The following is an 18,239-nucleotide window of genomic DNA, read 5'->3' as shown; positions in this document are numbered from 1 at the left end:
ATTGCAAATCCGTGCTATCCATGTATAACAACGCAATCCTATTACAACCCGATGACTAAGAATTATACCTTAGAACTAGAATAAACTATATTATAATTTTGATGAAATTTTCAATTTTTCAAAAACAATAACCTTATACGTAGCACTCACAGGGACTTTATTATTTTCAATTAATAAATATGTTCTGGTTGCCTTTGTAACTCTATCCAAATTAGAAATATATGATTTATGTGTGCGTTGGAAATTCTCAGATAATAAGGTAGTGATATTAGTAAGTGTTTCAGAGATCAGGTACATTCTTGAATCTGTAAAGATTTTCAAATAATTTCCAAAACTTTGAATGTACAGAATTGATTTAAATGAAATATTAACAGGCATTCCATCATGTTTTATTTGAAGTTCTTCACTTCCACTATTTTTTTTAGGTTGTATTATTTTTGAAGCTGAAACTTTGTTTATTGCTTTCAAAAAGCGTTCAATTTTTACAGGTTTCAATAAGTAATCAACAACACCATAATTATAACTTTCTAACGCATACTCAGAATAAGCAGTAGTTAAAATAACTTTTGGTGGGTTTATCATAGAACGCAAAATTTCCATGCCATTAAGTTCTGGCATTTCTATATCAAGAAAAATGAGATCAACTTCATTTTGCTGAGTGAAATTGACAAATTCAAGTGGATTTCCTGTACTTAATACTAATTCAAAATTATCAATTTTAGCACAATAATCTTCTAACACTTTACGTGCAAGTATTTCATCATCTATGATACCAATTTTAATCATTAACTATTTTTTTACTATTGAAGCTGTTAAATCAATAGATAAATTTACACGATATAGTTTTTCCATATCATTAATTTCTAATGCATGAGAATTAGGATATAATAGATTTAAACGTCTTCTCACATTTTCAAGACCCATTCCTTCTCTTTTGGATGCAGGAACCATACGAGGCTTTGAATTAACTACACAAAAATAGAGGGTGGTGTTTTTTATAGAGACAGAAACATCAATTGTACTCTGTTCATTCGTACTTTGTGCGCCATGTTTCACCGCATTTTCAACAAATGGGATGAGTAGCATTGGAGCAATCCTTAACTCTAATAAATTTCCGCTAATTAAAAATTCAATAGTACAACGTTTACTTAGTCTTTTTTCTTCAAGTAACAAATAATTTTCTATAAACTCCAACTCTTCTTTTAATAAAACGGTGTTTTTTTTAGAACTTTCTAATTGATACCTCATTAATTCTGAAAGCTGCATTACAACATCAGGAGTTTCAGGCGATTGCTGTCTAGCTAGTGAATAAATACTATTTAGGGAGTTAAACAAAAAATGAGGATTTACCTGCTCTTTTAAATAGGTAAGCTCCATTTCTTTTTGCAATTTTTCTTTCTCCTCATTTTCTTTTTGGATGATCGTGTTTCTTCTTAAGAAAAAAACAGCCATACCAGCTCCTGTTGTATAAAGAAGAAAGAAGAATATTTTAGAAGTGCCAGACCAACTATTTGTTCTTAAGTAGGAAAAAATAAGTAAACTCCCTATTAGTAGTATTCCATATATAAAATATCTTTTCTTATCTAGGAAAAAAGGAATAAGAATAAAATGATTTACCCAAATGAAACCCATAATCATAAAAGTATAATTAAGTCCATGTGTGTAAAATAAATAACTAGTCTCAAAATTATCCTTAAAAAACAAATTACTCAATGTTTCAAGCATAAAAACCAGCAAGAAAGCTCCTATATTAATGAGTATGGTATTCTTTATGGATCTATTAAACATATATGTTTTTCTTAAATGGGTATAAAGATACTATCTATACCTAGCAGTTACTATAATTTCTTACAAAAGCTATATATCAATGATGAAATGATTTTGTCATTTAACTTTTGCGTTTATCATATTTATGTTGTTAAACATAAGTTATACGATAATTTAGTATAGCAAGTAATAAAAATAAAGCAAATATGAAAATTACTAAATTATTAATATTAATATGTACTATAGCGTTAAATACTGTCTTTGCTCAAGAAAAGGCAGAAAACGATCCTGATAAACCAGTAGTTACCTTAGGCGAAATATCTTCACTTCAGTCAAAAGTGTTAAACAAAACCATTCCACTATCAATCCATTTACCTGAGAACTACGATAGCTCCAGGAAAACCTATCCCGTGCTGTATATGTTGGGTTCAGATTACCGAGCTCGGTTCGCTATGTTAGCTTCTACACTAGACTACATGGGCGAGGGACAAATTCCTGAGATGATACTTATTGGAATAGATTTACCCGAAGGAAATAGTATTTTGTTGCCAACAAGGAAAAATCAAGACACAAAAATTCCGGATAATTATATTAACTTTTTTGAGACAGAGCTGATACCGCACGTTGATAATAACTACCGGACTGCTCCGTTCAAAGTCCTTTTTGGCGGTTCTAACAGTGGTTTTTTCACTGTTTACACGCTGCTCAATAAGCCCCATCTGTTTAATGCCTACTTCGCAAGCAGTCCATCCCTTATGCACATACCAACAATGCTTCAACAAAAAATAAAAACTGGTCCGTTAAAAAAGCTTGCGGAAAACAGATCTCTACACATCATTTATAGCGATGATGAGGGGTTAACAGATATTGTTTCTGAATTCACTCGTGTTATAGAGGATCATAAACCAGAAAGTTTTACCTATAAAGTGGATGAATTGGTAAACCAGGGTCATGTGCCTGCGGTAGATTTCACAATGTTTCTTCTAGCGCTATACTCAGACTTTAATCCCCTCGAAAACCTGGACACACTGGATAAAGTAGTACAACATTTCGATATGTTATCAAAACGATACGGGTATGAAATCCTGCCACCTATATCGGTCTTAATGGACCTTGGTTTTGACATGATAATAAGTAAGAATTTAGTTGTCGCAGAAGAAATATATCAATATTCTTTAGAAGTGTATCCTGAAGGTAAGCTATTATATGTCGGAATGGGTATTGTACGAAGAAATCAAGGTCAGCTAGAAAGTGCTAAGGTCATGTTCGAAAAAGCATTGACAATTGACCCTGATTTTTCACTTGCTAAAAGGTGGCTAAAAAGAGTCGAGAAATGAAATCTGGCTTTACTTATCAAAGATCTACCGGGTGAGCACTCAGATTTTTGAGCACCTAAGATCCGAAGAATATCTATAGAAGCATCAAACTCCTTAACGACTGAACATAAATGAAATCAAAAGAAGAATTTCTTAAAAAAGTATTAGTAATAAAAAAAAATGTCACAATCTTCCTACTCATCATTCTTTTTCAATCATGTACGGAAAAATCAAATACTGATACTACCATTGATTTAATTAAAAAAGTAGAAACTGGTCTCACAACTCGGGTACACATAGCTGGTGATTCAACATGGTCTATAGAAGAACGCATGAAACACTATGGCATTCCGGGTGTGAGTATTGCAGTAATACATAATGGTAAAGTTGCCTGGGCAAAAGGATATGGTGTAATGGATACCAAAAGTAAAGTTCCTGTGACTGATAAAACACTTTTCCAAGTATCAACAATTGGTATGTCTTTAACTGCGTATGGTGCATTACGTCTTGTAGACCAAAATAAAGTAACTTTAAGTGAAGACATTAACAGTTATTTAAAATCCTGGAAATTGCCTGATAGTGAATTTACCAAAGAAAAAAAAGTCACTATAAAAAACCTTTTGAGCCATTCTGCTGGAATAAATGTGCACGATTTTCAAGGATATAGTACAGATGTACCTGTACCCACGCTTATAGAGATATTAAATGGAACCTCTCCCGCCAATTCGAATCCAATCATCGTAGATAAAGCAATTAATGAAAATCTTTGGATTTCAGCTGGTGGCTATACGATCATTCAACAAATGATGATGGATATTGAAGGTAAAAAATTCCCAGAGCTAATGAACGAATTAGTGCTCCAACCTCTAGAAATGAACAACAGTAGGTTTAATCAATCGCTTACAACAGAGCAATTAAAGACAGCAGCAACTGGTTATTTACGAGATGGTTCTATGGTAAAAGGTAAAAGACATATTTATCCAGAATTGGCTTCAAACGGATTATGGGCAACTGCAGAGGATCTTGCAAAATTTGTAATCAACATACAACAAACCCTAAAAGATAAGAGTAACAAAGGATTATCGAAAGATATGACGGAATTAATGCTTACACCATCTTCAAAAAATCGTTATGGACAATATGGGCTAGGGTTTTCAATTTATAATAAGAAAGATGAAGTCTACTTTGAACACCACGGATGGAGTACAGGGTTTTATAGTAGAATGACGGCTCATAGAGACAAAGGCTATGGTGTGGTTGTGTTAACCAATACCCCTCTTCCATCTTTTGTTTTTGAAGTGTTTCGTTCTGTTGCTCTTGCTTATGAATGGGATAATTATTTCCCGGTACATAAAAAAATAGAAATTGAACAGTCTTTAGTTGATAAAATTACTGGTAGATATCTGGCCAATGGCAGGATTGTAGAAGTTTTTCAAAAGGACAATCAACTGCTCTATAAAAATATCCTTGACTTAGAAGCAGAAGAACTAGTCAAAGTCTCAGATAGTAGTTTTGTTAGAAGAAATTCTAGTCGTCTTATGCAATTCAAGCCAAATTCTGAAAATGAAACGCTCAATTTACTTTATATTAATAGTAATGATGGAACAATAGCTTCAACTTTTGTTAAGATGGATACTGATAAAAAGGAACCGGTAGAATTCCTTCTTGAAGGTGACTTTGACAAAGCACTTAATGCATATAGAACCTTAAAAGAACATGACTCTATTTACCCTACAGCTACCGAAGACTATTTAAATGATCTGGGATATAGTTTTTTACGTGAGGATAGAATGAAATTATCACAAGATGTTTTCAAAATGAATATGATGCTCTACCCAGATAGTTTCAAAGTATACGAAAGTTATGCAGAAGCCTGTGTGAAAATTGGAGAAATTGATCTGGCAATTTTAAATTATACTAAATCACTTGAATTAAACCCTCAAAATAACGGTACCAGACATAAGCTTAACGAATTACAAAAAAGTGAATGAAACCAACTTTAATCTAATTTAATAGTGATTTACGGCTGGTGTTAAACATGGATTATGCTATAGTTTTATCCAACATTTGATTTATGTAAAGCCAAAAGCCACTTAGTAATCAATCTTTCAATAAAAAAATTATTAATATGAAAAACAGTATCTCAGTTCTCTTCATACTAATTCTTTTTCAATCATGTGCAGAAGAATCAAATACTGATACTACCATTGATGTAATTAAAAAGGTAGAAACTGGTCTCACAACTCGGGTATATATAGCCGGTGATTCAACATGGTTTATAGAAGAACGTATGGAACACTATGGCATTCCGGGTGTGAGTATTGCAATCATACATAATGGTGAAATTGCATGGACAAAAGGGTACGGTGTGATGGATAAGGAAAGTCAAACCCCGGTAACGACACAAACACTTTTCCAAGCATCAGCATTGAGTATTCCTGTAACGGCATATGGCGTATTACGTCTTGTAGAACAAGACAAAGTAACATTAGATGAGAACATTAACAGCTACTTAAAATCCTGGAAAGTACCGGAAAATGAATTTACTAAAGAAAAGAAAGTAACAATAAGAAATCTTTTAAATCATTCTGCGGGAATATATCCTCGTAGAATAGGAGGACATAGATATAGTATAAATGAAAAAATCCCAACACTTGTAGAGATACTAAATGGAATTTATCCAGCTAAAAACGAGCCAATTACCGTAAATAAAGAGCCTGGTGAAAGTATTCGTTTTGAATATGAACACTATGTGCCTATTCAACAAATGATGCTGGATGTTGAGAGGAAAACATTCCCAGAGATCATGCATGAACTCGTGTTACAGCCCTTAGAAATGAAAAACAGTACGTTTAACCAATCGCTTACCACAGAGCAGTTAACGAAGGTAGCAACAGGTTATTTGCAAGATGGTTCTATGGTAAAAGGTAGAAGAAATATCTATCCTGCAATGGCTTCATTTGGATTATTGACAACTCCCGAGGACTATGCAAAATTTATAACCAACATACAGCAAACCCTAAAAGGTAAGAATACTAAAGGATTATCAAAAGAACTGACAGCATTAATGGGGACACCATATGGAGTGCTTAATTCTGGTTGGTCATTTACATGGGGGTTAGGGTTTCAACTTCTTAATAAAAACGATGAAATCTACTTAAGGCATCACGGATGGAATAGGGGTTTTTATGCTGAGATAGTGGCTCATAGAGACAAAGGTTATGGCGTGGTAGTGTTCACTAATTCCACCTTTCCAGCGTTTAATGCTGAAGTGATTCGCTCTGTAGCCCTGGCGTATGATTGGGATAATTATGTTCCGGTACATAAAAAAATAGAAATTGAACAATCTTTAGCTGATAAAATTACTGGTAGATATCTAGCCAATGGCAGGATTGTAGAAGTTTTTCAAAAGGATAATCAACTTTTCTATAAAAATATCCTTGACGTAGAAGCAGAAGAACTAGTCAAAATCTCGGATAGTAGTTTTATTAAAAGAAATTCTAGTCGACTTATGCAATTCAAGCCAAATTCTGAAAACGAAACGCTCAATTTACTTTATATTAATAGTAATGATGGAACCATAGCTTCAACTTTTGTTAAGATGGATACTGATAAAAAAGAACCCGTAGAATTCCTTCTTGAAGGTGACTTTGACAAAGCACTTAATGCATATATGACCTTAAAAGAACATGACCCAACTTATCCTACAGTTACTGAAGACTATTTAAATGATCTAGGCTATGATTTTTTCCATGAGGATAGAATGAAATTATCACAAGATGTTTTCAAAGTGAATATGATGCTCTATCCCGATAGTCATAAAGTATACGATAGTTATGCAGAAGCCTGTGTGAAAATTGGAGAAATTGATCTGGCAATTTTAAATTACACGAAATCACTTGAATTAAATCCTCAAAATAACCATGCCCGGCATAAGCTTAATGAACTACAAAAAAGTGAATGAAGCCAACTTTAATTTAATACATATACTATCTACACCTACAAATCTTCATAATTTTTGTACAAAAGCGGTATATCAATGACGAAACGGTTTTATCATTTAATTGTTGTGTTTATCCAATTTAAGGTGTTAAACATGGATTATGCTATATTTTTATTCAACATATAATTAAAGTAAAGCCTTTTAATAATCAATCATTCAATAAAAAAATCATTATATGAAAAATATGATCTCGGTTCTTTTAACCATAATTCTTTTTCAATCCTGTGCAGAAGAATCAAATAATAATACTACAATTGATGTAATTAAAAAGGTAGAAACTGGTCTCACAACTTGGGTACACATAGCCGGCGATTCAACATGGTCTATAGAAGAACGAATGAAACACTATGGAATACCAGGTGTGAGTATTGCGGTCATACATAATGGTGAAATTGCTTGGGCAAAAGGGTACGGTGTCGTGGATAAAGAAAGTCAAACCCCAGTAACGACACAAACACTTTTCCAGGCAGCGGCAACTAGTATGCCAGTAACAGCCTATGGTGCATTACGTCTTGTAGAAGAAAATAAATTAGACTTAGATGAAGATGTTAACAGTTATTTAAAATCCTGGAAAGTACCAGAAAATGAATTTACCAAAGACAAGAAAGTTACTATAAAAAACCTTTTAAATCACTCTGCCGGAATACATCCTCGCGGAACAGGATCATATAGTATAGATGAAAAAATCCCAACACTTATAGAGACATTAAATGGAACTTCTCCAGCTACTAACGAGCCAATTACCGTCAATAAAGAGCCTAGTGAAAGTGTCCGTTTTGCATACGCTAGCTATGTGCCTATTCAACAAATGATGCTGGATGTAGAGAGGAAAACATTCCCAGAGATTATGAATGAACTCGTGTTGCAGCCCTTAGAAATGAACAACAGTACATTTAACTTATCACTTACTACGGAGCAATTAACTAAGGTAGCAACAGGTTATTTAAAAGATGGTTCTAAGGTAAAAGGAGGAAGAAAGATTGATCCTGTATTGGCTTCAACTGGATTATGGACAACTGCCGAGGACTATGCAAAATTTATAGCCAACGTACAGCAAACCCTAAACGGTAAGAGTACTAAAGGATTATCAAAAGGTCTGACAGCATTAATGGGCACACCATATGGGGTGAGTAATAATTCTGGTTGGTCATTTACACTAGGCTTAGGTTTTCAGCTTTTTAATAGAAATGATGAAATCTACTTAAGGCATCACGGATGGAATACAGGATTCTATGCTGAAATAATGGCTCATAGAGACAAAGGTTATGGTGTGGTTGTGATGACCAATTCCACGTTTCCAGCTTTTAATGCCGAAGTGATTCGCGCTGTTGCTATGGCTTATGAGTGGGATAAGTTTGTTCCAATACATAAAAAAATAGAAGTTGAACAGTCTTTAGTCGATGAAATTACTGGTAGATATATCGCCAATGGTAGGATTGTTGAAGTTTTTCAAAAGGACAATCAACTGCTCTATAAAAATATCCTTGACGTAGAAGCAGAAGAACTAGTTAAAGTCTCGGATAGTAGTTTTGTTAGAAGAAATTCTAGCCGACTTATGCAATTCAAGCCAAATTCTGAAAACGAAACGCTCAATTTACTTTACCTGAATAGAAACGATGGAACAATAGCTTCAACTTTTGTTAAGATGAATACTGATAAAAAAGAACCTATAGAATTCCTTCTTGAAGGTGACTTTGACAAAGCACTTAATGCATATAAGGCCTTAAAAGAACATGACTCAACTTATCTTACCGTTACTGAAGACTATCTAAATGATCTAGGCTATGATTTTTTCCATGAGGATAGAATGAAATTATCACAAGATGTTTTCAAAGTGAATATGATGCTCTATCCAGATAGTTATAAAGTATACGATAGTTATGCAGAAGCCTGTGTGAAAATTGGAGAAATTGATCTGGCAATTTTAAATTACACGAAATCACTTGAATTAAATCCTCAAAATAACCATGCCCGGCATAAGCTTAATGAACTACAAAAAAGTGAATGAAACTATTAAAAAGGAAGGGAAAAATGAAAACTAATACTTTGAAACAAGTAAAAGCTATAAAAAAAACAACAGGGCTACTACTTTTAATTCTTCTTGTATTAACACAAAATAGCTTTACTCAACAAATTGATAGTCAAGCACCAGAGGCTACAGCAGCAGAAGCCACGCTCTCATTCAGAGATATTCCTGAACTCAAAAAAGCCTTTATCGATGTAACGCCAACCGATAGAAAAGACGGTATCCTCGTAGGCGAATTAGGTATCGATGGTGGCAATAAAGCAATGGTTCTTAAGTTGGCGCAGGAGATAGCTGACAACAAATATGGTAACTTCGACAGCTTTCTTATTGCCCATAAAGGTAAACTCCTCTTTGAATCCTATTATTCACGTGGTCGTATCAATCTACCGCACCCACAAGCATCAGCGACTAAAGCCTACACCAGTTTGGCGCTCGGTCGTGCTATCCAGTTGGGGTATCTGTCCATGGCCGATTTAGACAAACCATTGGTTGGCTTTCTAAAAGACCTGGACCCAACAAATTTTGTTGAGGGTGCAGAAAAAATCACGCTGCACAAGGCATTGACTATGCGTTCCGGTATCCGCATCAGTAAAGAACAGAGAGAGGAATTCGAGAAAACCCCCGCTCTGTTAAAAGGCCAGGGGCAAATTCAGGCTTACCTCGAGCATAGTGCGCCTATTACTGTAGAGTCTCAAAGTTTTAAATATCAATTCGATCCAATATTGGTGATGCAAGTCATTGACGCCGTAGTACCAGGCACTGCTAAAGATTTTATCAAAAATGAACTTCTCGATAAAATGGGCATCACGAATTATGACTGGAAGACCGATGTTAGTGGCCTGCCAAGCTCGGGAAGTCGCTCGAGCATGACATCGCGCGATATGGTCAAATGGGGCACCTTGGCCATCAACAAGGGTAAATGGAATAACGAGCAGCTCGTACCAGCAGCCTTCGTTGCCAAAGCAACTAGTAAAATTGTGGATCAAAGAGAAGAATATGACGACAACGCCAAAGGTGTTTCAGGCACGGCTTATGGCTATTTCTGGTGGCAGGCCGATTTTTCCACAGGCGATAAAAGCTACCTCAGTAAATCAGCTAGGGGCGGCAGTGGACAAAATATCTATGTAATCGAAGCGCTTGATCTGGTTGTCGTGACTACTACTCATCGTCCTGTTGATAGCTCAGTATCACTAACAGCGGCAAGAGTTTTACCAGCTTTTATTAAAAAATAGTAACATGATAAAAATCTAAACAATGAGAAAAAGAAGGATTATTGTATTTCTACTAATAGGATTTATTTTTTCAGGAGTATATGCTCAAAAAATAGAATGGAAGGAAAAAGCAAAGCTTCCACAACCTATGAGAGGAGCAGCAGTAAGCTGCAATAATAATATCTATTTTATGGAGGCACATTCTAAAGTTTCAGGAGTTTATGAATATAATGTCGTTGAGGATACATGGAAGAAAACAACAAATATGATTACTCGGGGATGGAATGTAAATTTAGTAGAAATAGATGGATTAATTTATGCTATTGGAGGAGCAGGAGGAGCAGGAAAACCTCTAGACAGACTAGAAGCCTATAATCCTTTAAACAATACGTGGAATGTATTGGCGCCAATGCCAACAGGAAGACAACACAACACTTCATGCGTAGTTAATGATAAAATCTATGTTATGGGTGGAATAGCTAAGTCTAGCAGGACAAATAAAATCGTAAAAACCGAAAATAACGAAGTTTATAATCCAAACTCAAATTCATGGCAAACCTTATCCCCTCTACCTACGCCTTGTGGGGATCCAATAATTTCTGCTGTCGGGAACAATATTTATGTGCTTTGTGGTGATATTTTATGGAAGTATGATACACTTTCTGATACATGGGAAACGAAAAAGAATTGCCCTGTTTGGATTTCTATTTTGCTTGGTAGTGCGGTAATAAATGATAAAATTATTTTTCCTGGTGGGCAAAACAAAGACGAAAAAGCCGTTTCAAGTGTATATATTTATGATACAACAAACGATACATGGATTAAATCAACCAATTTACCCAAACCAATACAGATAGGAGGTATTGCTACACTCAATGGTAAGATATATATGATTGGAGGGAATGATACTGATTTTAACAAATATGATACCGTATATGAAGGAACATTGGCCGATTAAGAGCCAGCAACTGACAAAGAACTCTGTTAAAAAATAGATGAAATTTTGATAATCAATTAAATAAAAGAATTTGAAAATATAGCAGTTATCAATGGGGTGCAGTATACGATGATGGCGATTTTTATAAAGATACACATGGAGTAAGAGTAAGGCCTTTATATATCACCTACGAAAGATTTGATTATTGCATTTTACGGTACTGCCAATACTGATTTTCAAAGGAATCAACTTAATGTCATTTCTCGACAGTTTTCCAAATTTGGACTGTTTGATCTTGAGTGAAATGACCTACAAAGGAGATAGTACATGAAATATCTAGGCCTTAGCAAACATGATAAAAATCTAAACAATGAGAAATTACAACTCTATACTTTTAATACTTGTATTTGCTTTATTTTTAAATGCTTGTAATACCAAAAATCAGAAAGCAAAAGACAATGATACACAACCCCTTGTAGAAGATTCCTATTTTGGTTATAAAACACCTGGTTTAACACCTGAAATTTTTATTCCCAATTCCCTCTCCAAAAATGGCTGGGAGCTTGGCGGCGGGTTTGCCGAAGACACAGGTGAGTTTTATTTCGTCAACTCTGCAAATACACCTTTTGACCCCACCGTTATCGTCTTCCGTAAGGAAGGAAATACCTGGGAGAAACACAATTTCCACTCGGCGTTGAGCGGAGACAGTAATATTCTTTACGACGAAGAGAAATATATAGAAAAAACCAACTCTGGTTGGTCAGAGATAAAAAGCCTTGGCCCCATGTTTGACAGGGAAGACTGGGGTATTATGCGATTGTCGGCATCTGCCAAGGGTACCTTTGTTTTTGACGATTATAAAAACAATGACGTCATCCGCATGTCGAAAATTAAGGATGGTAAGCGTGAAAAACCCAAACTTCTCGGGAAGGAGATCAACACAGGCAAATGGACAGCTCACCCTTTTATCGCGGCAGATGAGTCCTATTTAATTTGGGATAGTGAGAGAGAAGATGGACATGGTGGTGCTGACATCTATATTAGTTTTCGACAGAAAGATGGTTCTTGGGGAGTAGCAATCAACATGGGAGATAAGATAAACACTGCACTCTGGGAGAATGGCGCAATGGTGACATCTGATGGGAAATATTTATTTTTTGGGAGGTCAGAAGAAAAGGTTAGAGAAGATGGAAGTACGTATTGGGTAAGTAAAAGATATTGGGTAGGTGCTCAGGTTATTGAGAATCTTAGACCCAAAGAATGATCCATAAGAAAAAAAGAAAATATGAAAACAATGAAATTATTAATACTGGCATTGGCTATATCGCTTCATACTGCATTTGCTCAAGAAAATATGGAAAACGATCCTAGTCCACTCTTAGAGGGGCCCTATCTTGGGCAAAAGCCACCTGGTTTAACACCTGAAGTGTTTGCTCCTGGAATTGTTTCGACAGAGCATCGTGACCTTAGTGCTTTCTTCACACCCGACATGAAAGAGTTTTATTTTACTAGGAAAGATATCAAAAGTAAAAAATGGTCGTTAATTGTTTTTAAATCCAAAAATAACCGATGGCACGAGTCTGTGGTGGGCCCCAGGGTAGGTCGACCCATCTTTGCTCCCGATGGCAAAACCATGCACTTGGGTAGCAAATATATGGAACGTACCGAGACTGGTTGGTCAGAGATAAAAAGTCTTGGCCCCATGTTTGACAGGGAAGACTGGGGTATTATGCGCTTGTCGGCATCCACCAAAGGCACCTATGTTTTTGACGATTATAAAAGTAACGATGTAATCCGTATGTCGACAATTAAGGATGGTAAGCGTGAAGAACCCAAACTTCTCGGTAAGGAGATTAACATAGGTAAATGGACTGCCCATCCCTTCATTGCGCCAGATGAGTCCTATTTAATCTGGGATAGTGAAAAAGACAATGGATATGGTGATTCTGACCTGTATATCAGTTTTCGACAGCAAGACGGTTCATGGGGTGTTGCCATTAATATGGGAGATAAAATTAATACTAGTTCTTGGGAATCTGGAGGATACGTAACTCCGGACGGAAAATATTTTTTCTTTAATAAAGCAGACTCAGATGGGAACATATTCTGGGTAGATGCTCAGGTTATTGAAAACCTTAGACCTAAATAGGGCGGAACGTATAGAAAAGGTCTAGTAGACCTTTTTAGTGAACGAGCCAACTGGCGGGTTGAAATTATAAATAACAAACACAAAGAAAGAAAACATGAAAACAATGCAATTATTAATATTAACATTAGTTATATCGCTTCATACTGCCTTTGCTCAAGGTAATAAGGAAAACGTTTCTAGCTTTCCGGTATTTGAAGATCGTTATTTTGGACAAAAGCCACCAGGTTTAATTCCTGAACTTTTTGCTCCTGATATTCTTTCTCCAGAAGGAAGTTTTGAAGGGGGTAGGTTTTCGCAAGATATGAGAGAATTCTATTTCACTAGGAAAAATGGGAAATATGAAAAACGCACATTTTTTGTTATTCGATATGAAAATAATAGTTGGGGTCAGGAATCTGAGACCAATATAAAATGGCCAAGATTCTCTGAGGATGGCAATACGATGTACGTTGGTAAGGAGTATAGAAAATGGACAGACACTGGTTGGTCAGAGCCCAAAAGTACAGGCGAATTTTTAAAAGACCAAGCACATGGTTGGTCTATTTCATCCAATGGAACTTATTATTATGCTGTTTATAAAAAAGAAGACATGAACATAAACGGCTCTCTTTATTATTGTCCATTTGTAGACGGCAAGTATGAAAATCCAGTAAGAATGAATGCCGATATTAATACAGGGGAATACATAGCTCATCCCTTTATTGCGCCAGACGAATCTTATTTAATTTGGGATGTTAGACGAGAAGGTGGATATGGGCAAGCAGATCTCTATATCAGTTTTAAACAAAAAGATAAAGAGGACTCTTGGTTACCTCCAATAAATATGGGGCAAGCGATTAATAGTGAAATGCAAGAAAGCTCACCCATGGTGACACAAGATGGGAAATACTTATTTTTTACTAGAGGAGAATGGATAGAAAAGGAAGATGGAAGAACTTATTATGTGGGTAAAAAACATTGGGTATCTACTCAGGTTATTGAGAATTTTAGACCCAAAGAGTAACCCATAATAAAAGAAGAAAAGATGATACACAAAGGGTAGAAAACTCTTATTTAAAATTGCCTCGAATACAGGTGATTCCCATCAAAGAGACTATGACCGGGAAACTATATGAACTATATGAACTGTATAAAAACAAAAAAAAACGTGCGACAACACCATTTATATGATCACAACAGTTAAGCGATAACTCAAAGGTTCTTGTATATTTGCTATGGCACAAAGATTTGTTGATGGCAAAGTAACATTTTGCTCTGCTACGACACATATATCTAACGTTAGCAACAAGCAAAAAAAATATGGTAAAAAAAAGACCTATAACATTCTTAATCTTTTTAATCATTTTCACGCAAGGATATTCGCAAGAGATTGAAACCTTAAGGCAGGAAATTGAGAACATTATAAATTCCAAAAACGCAGTTGTAGGAGTTGCAATCAATGGCATGGAAACTACAGACACGTTGAGTATCAATGGACAAAGGCACTTTCCTATGCAAAGCGTATTCAAGTTTCCTATTGCATTGACTATTTTATCTGAAATAGATAAAGGCAATCTTTCTCTTGAGCAAAAAATTGACATCAAAAAAAGTGAGTTATTGCCTGGGCTATGGAGTCCTATACGAAAAAAATATCCAGAAGGAGGTACACTTACCGTAGCAGAAATTATGAAATATACAGTTGCTTTAAGTGATAATGTAGGTTGTGATGTACTCCTAAAACTTCTTGGAGAACCTCAAACTGTTGAAAATTATTTTTCTAACCTGGGTTTTAAAGATTTTTCTGTTAAAATAAATGAAGAAACCATGCAAAATAATTGGGATCTACAGTTTTTAAATTGGACAACTCCAAAAGAAACTAACAAGATTTTAGCAACATTTTATAAAAACAGTAACGGTTTGCTTTCCAAAGAAAGTCACGAATTTGTGTGGAGTGTAATGAAAGGAACCAAAACAGGTAAGAACAGGTTAAGAGGGCAATTGCCTAAAGAAACCATAGTAGCGCATAAAACAGGCTGGTCGGGAGCACATAAAGAAACAGGGATAACCGCCGCAGTAAACAACATCGGAATTGTTTTTCTACCTAATGGAAAATACTTTACCATAAGTGTTTTTATCACAGAATCGGTAGAAAGTTTTGAAACTAATGAGAAAATGATATCCGATATTTCGAAAGTAACCTGGGATTATTTTATAAACAAATAACTATAGATTACCTTAATCGAATATTTGTAGCAATGCACGCAAATAAATAATAGCTTGCTCTCCCCTACTTCTGAAAAATTCTCAAGGATTTTCGGTTTGGTGTATACTTGTAAAATTAAGTGTTAACCCACGCAACATCATATATGTGATCATAGCAGCAATACAATAAAATGAAAAAAACAACAGATAAGATTGCAATTATTGGTGGAGGAATCGGAGGCTTAACAATGGCTCTGACTTTAAAAAAGAATAACCAGGATTTTAAACTCTTTGAGAAATCTAATGAATTTAAAGAAGTTGGAGCTGGTATCGGACTCGCTTCTAATGCCTTAAAAATATTTGACAAACTTAATATAGGTGAAGAATTAAGAACAAAAGGGCACTTACTAAAAAGAACAATACTTGCTACCGAAAAATTAAAAATTCTAAAAACGGTTCCTTTCCCAGAAGAGGTTTATTGCATTCATAGAGCTTCAATCATAGATGTTATTTCTAGCAAATTAGATAAAAACTCGTATGAGTTAGGTAAAGAAGTTAAAAGTATTGAAAACGAAGAAAGTGTAAAAATTACGTTTAACGATCATACGGTTAGAGAATTTGATACTTTAATTGCTTCTGATGGAATTAACTCTACCGTTAGAAAGTCTATTTTTCCCGAAATTAGAATAAGACATACTCATCAAATAATTTGGAGAGGAATTACTGAGTTTGATATTAACTCTGATCTAAAACACACGTATTATGAGCTTTTTGAAGGAACATTACGGTTCTTATTCTTACCGTTAAACGATACCAAAATATTCTGGTTAGCTGTACAGGAAAAAAAGAATTTCAATAAGGATGTGTCGACATCTTTAAAATCATACTTACTAGAAGCCTATCAAAATTTTGCTCCTATAGTGTTGGATATGTTAAATAAAACAACCGAAAGTGATATCCTTCAAAATGAACTGGCAGATATAAATCCTAGTTATAAAGATTGGTTTAAAAACAATACTGTTTTTATTGGTGATGCTATTCATGCTACTACACCTAATCTTGCACAGGGAGCTTGCCAAGCTATCGAAGATGCATACACTTTGGGACTTTGTTTAAAAAACAATACCGATAATGCTTTTTCTGAATATCAAAACATAAGGTCTAAAAAAGTTAAATACATTGTGAAGCAATCCTGGAAAATTGGTAAAATGTCAATGACAAATACTAGTTTTCAAAAAAAACTACTCCTTTTATTATTGAGATTTCTTCCCAAAAAGCAATATCAAAAAAGATTTAATCGCATAATTAACATTGAATATTTAAATACATTAGAGCATATTGCCACATGCAATACCAAATCTATCGAAGAGATTTAAAAATACAATAGAAGTACACCGATAGCATTACTACACGCTCTGATCATAATTTTATAGCTCTACCCCATTAAAATCATCACTTTTTTATAGCTATTCGTCACAAACCAGAGGTATATCATGACGCATATATTTTTATTCTGCATATTTGGCGGTATCTTTATTGTATAGCATCACACTAAAACAAATATTTACAAACGTTTATAAATAAGTACAAATGGGTATATATGCACTATTGCGTATATAACATTGTTAGCGTGCATTAGAAGAAACAATGAGAATTCAAATAACAATATTTTTTTTAATTGGTATTATCCAATCCATTTCTGCACAAATCGGAAATGAAAAAGACTTGATTGTCAAAAACAAAGTAAAGGAATCTTTTGAAAAGCATTGTTTTACAGGTTCAAACTCTAGCTGTTCGGCTATTTGGGAAAAGTATGATAGAAATGGAAATTCCATTGAATGGAATATGGGACGATTGGGAACCATTTACAGAAACGTTTATGACAAAAATGATAACAAAATCTTCACTCTTTGGGTTGACAAAATAGATACAACTGAAATAGATACTATTCCTTATGTGTATGATAAAAACAATCAATTAATTCAAGATGGCACAGAAACTTTTAAAAATATTTACAACTCAAAAGAGCAACTAATAAAACAATTAAGTGAAAGTAAAAACAATGAAGAAAATATAGTTCGAAAAACTAAAACAATAGATTGGACAAGTTCTGGAAAGATAAAAACTGAAATAATCAAAACTGAAATAATTGAGAATACGAAACCAACAGAATATGAAAAACTAAATGTATATTGTAAAGAATACGAATATGATACAAGCAATAATTTATCTAAAGAAATTCATTATCAAGATGATGTTGAAACAAACACAATTGTTTATAATTATGATTCGTCAAATAGGTTAACAGAAAAAAGAGATAAAAACATTTCGAGAATCGAAAGTATTAATAGTATGAAATTTGGTAGTCGTTCAGATATTACGGAATTATTAACAAGAATCACATATAATAAGAATGGTTCTATAAAAGATAAATATACTTATTTCAGTGACCCTTGTATGAGTCTAGATAATCACTACCTGTACAAGCACTTTTATCTTGACAATGGATTATTGGAACGAGCTGATGTTTATGAAGAAGATAATTTAGTGTTTTCCATAAGTTATGAGTATGAATATTATAAAAAATAACGCACGCTAACAATGGCTATAATTAATACGGGGTTTTGTACTAAATCCAAAGTTTAAAGC

At 34.4% G+C, this 18,239-nt stretch carries 14 protein-coding genes; 12 read left to right on the top strand and 2 right to left on the bottom strand.

What is annotated here, in order from left to right:
* Positions 1–90: 90 nt before the first annotated feature.
* Together DK441_RS19850 and DK441_RS19845 are read right to left on the bottom strand one after the other, a co-directional pair.
* Entirely contained in the window at positions 91–786 is a 696-nt protein-coding gene (locus DK441_RS19850; RefSeq protein ID WP_109852220.1) for a LytTR family DNA-binding domain-containing protein, read from the bottom strand.
* Between the two features lie 3 nt (positions 787–789).
* Positions 790–1,788 (bottom strand): sensor histidine kinase, encoded by a 999-nt coding sequence (locus tag DK441_RS19845; protein WP_109852219.1) that lies wholly within the window; start codon positions 1,786–1,788, stop codon positions 790–792.
* A 185-nt stretch (positions 1,789–1,973) separates the two neighbouring features.
* On the opposite strand from DK441_RS19845, the gene DK441_RS19840 reads away from it, so the two are divergent.
* The 12 genes from DK441_RS19840 to DK441_RS19785 all read left to right on the top strand — a co-directional run bounded on the left by DK441_RS19840 (position 1,974) and on the right by DK441_RS19785 (position 18,179).
* The gene (locus DK441_RS19840) at positions 1,974–3,104 is read left to right on the top strand and encodes an alpha/beta hydrolase-fold protein (RefSeq protein WP_109852218.1); all 1,131 of its coding nucleotides are present in this window, start codon (positions 1,974–1,976) and stop codon (positions 3,102–3,104) included.
* A 110-nt stretch (positions 3,105–3,214) separates the two neighbouring features.
* On the top strand, positions 3,215–5,074 hold the full coding sequence (locus tag DK441_RS19835) for a serine hydrolase domain-containing protein (protein WP_109852217.1): 1,860 nt from the start codon (positions 3,215–3,217) through the stop codon (positions 5,072–5,074).
* A 137-nt stretch (positions 5,075–5,211) separates the two neighbouring features.
* Positions 5,212–7,047, top strand: a complete 1,836-nt coding sequence (locus DK441_RS19830) for a serine hydrolase domain-containing protein (protein ID WP_109852216.1) — start codon at positions 5,212–5,214, stop codon at positions 7,045–7,047.
* Positions 7,048–7,261: 214 nt separating this feature from the next.
* Positions 7,262–9,094, top strand: coding sequence for a serine hydrolase (locus DK441_RS19825; protein WP_109852215.1), 1,833 nt, complete (start codon positions 7,262–7,264; stop codon positions 9,092–9,094).
* Entirely contained in the window at positions 9,091–10,344 is a 1,254-nt protein-coding gene (locus tag DK441_RS19820; RefSeq protein ID WP_200822871.1) for a serine hydrolase, read from the top strand. Before DK441_RS19825 ends, DK441_RS19820 begins: the two co-directional genes overlap by 4 nt.
* 22 nt (positions 10,345–10,366) lie before the next feature.
* Positions 10,367–11,281 carry a kelch repeat-containing protein gene (locus DK441_RS19815; RefSeq protein ID WP_109852214.1) on the top strand — a complete coding sequence of 305 codons (915 nt, stop codon included), beginning with the start codon at positions 10,367–10,369 and terminating at the stop codon, positions 11,279–11,281.
* 349 nt (positions 11,282–11,630) lie between these two features.
* Positions 11,631–12,524 carry a hypothetical protein gene (locus DK441_RS19810; protein ID WP_109852213.1) on the top strand — a complete coding sequence of 298 codons (894 nt, stop codon included), beginning with the start codon at positions 11,631–11,633 and terminating at the stop codon, positions 12,522–12,524.
* A 162-nt stretch (positions 12,525–12,686) separates the two neighbouring features.
* The gene (locus DK441_RS19805; protein WP_200822870.1) at positions 12,687–13,409 is read left to right on the top strand and encodes a PD40 domain-containing protein; all 723 of its coding nucleotides are present in this window, start codon (positions 12,687–12,689) and stop codon (positions 13,407–13,409) included.
* Between the two features lie 103 nt (positions 13,410–13,512).
* Positions 13,513–14,412 carry a hypothetical protein gene (locus DK441_RS19800; RefSeq protein WP_200822869.1) on the top strand — a complete coding sequence of 300 codons (900 nt, stop codon included), beginning with the start codon at positions 13,513–13,515 and terminating at the stop codon, positions 14,410–14,412.
* 296 nt (positions 14,413–14,708) lie between these two features.
* Complete coding sequence (gene bla / locus DK441_RS19795; protein ID WP_109852210.1) at positions 14,709–15,611, top strand: class A beta-lactamase, subclass A2; 903 nt, start codon at positions 14,709–14,711, stop codon at positions 15,609–15,611.
* A gap of 170 nt (positions 15,612–15,781) precedes the next feature.
* Positions 15,782–16,966 (top strand): FAD-dependent monooxygenase, encoded by a 1,185-nt coding sequence (locus DK441_RS19790; protein ID WP_109852209.1) that lies wholly within the window; start codon positions 15,782–15,784, stop codon positions 16,964–16,966.
* Positions 16,967–17,237: 271 nt separating this feature from the next.
* A complete protein-coding gene (locus DK441_RS19785; RefSeq protein ID WP_109852208.1) occupies positions 17,238–18,179 on the top strand; it encodes a hypothetical protein in 942 nt (313 codons plus the stop codon).
* The last annotated feature ends 60 nt before the right edge of the window (positions 18,180–18,239 follow it).

The sequence above is a fragment of the Aquimarina sp. AU58 genome (genome assembly GCF_900312745.1).
Lineage (GTDB): Bacteria > Bacteroidota > Bacteroidia > Flavobacteriales > Flavobacteriaceae > Aquimarina > Aquimarina spinulae.
The sequence above is the reverse complement of the archived record's forward strand: the minus strand, read 5'-3'. Positions and strand labels throughout refer to the sequence as shown.

Bases quoted from the DNA above. Each gene is read 5' to 3' on its own strand.
- DK441_RS19850 (WP_109852220.1), bottom strand. From the start codon at position 786: ATGATTAAAATTGGTATCATAGATGATGAAATACTTGCACGTAAAGTG.
- DK441_RS19845 (WP_109852219.1), bottom strand. From the start codon at position 1,788: ATGTTTAATAGATCCATAAAGAATACCATACTCATTAATATAGGAGCT.
- DK441_RS19840 (WP_109852218.1), top strand. From the start codon at position 1,974: ATGAAAATTACTAAATTATTAATATTAATATGTACTATAGCGTTAAAT.
- DK441_RS19835 (WP_109852217.1), top strand. From the start codon at position 3,215: ATGAAATCAAAAGAAGAATTTCTTAAAAAAGTATTAGTAATAAAAAAA.
- DK441_RS19830 (WP_109852216.1), top strand. From the start codon at position 5,212: ATGAAAAACAGTATCTCAGTTCTCTTCATACTAATTCTTTTTCAATCA.
- DK441_RS19825 (WP_109852215.1), top strand. From the start codon at position 7,262: ATGAAAAATATGATCTCGGTTCTTTTAACCATAATTCTTTTTCAATCC.
- DK441_RS19820 (WP_200822871.1), top strand. From the start codon at position 9,091: ATGAAACTATTAAAAAGGAAGGGAAAAATGAAAACTAATACTTTGAAA.
- DK441_RS19815 (WP_109852214.1), top strand. From the start codon at position 10,367: ATGAGAAAAAGAAGGATTATTGTATTTCTACTAATAGGATTTATTTTT.
- DK441_RS19810 (WP_109852213.1), top strand. From the start codon at position 11,631: ATGAGAAATTACAACTCTATACTTTTAATACTTGTATTTGCTTTATTT.
- DK441_RS19800 (WP_200822869.1), top strand. From the start codon at position 13,513: ATGCAATTATTAATATTAACATTAGTTATATCGCTTCATACTGCCTTT.
- bla (WP_109852210.1), top strand. From the start codon at position 14,709: ATGGTAAAAAAAAGACCTATAACATTCTTAATCTTTTTAATCATTTTC.
- DK441_RS19790 (WP_109852209.1), top strand. From the start codon at position 15,782: ATGAAAAAAACAACAGATAAGATTGCAATTATTGGTGGAGGAATCGGA.
- DK441_RS19785 (WP_109852208.1), top strand. From the start codon at position 17,238: ATGAGAATTCAAATAACAATATTTTTTTTAATTGGTATTATCCAATCC.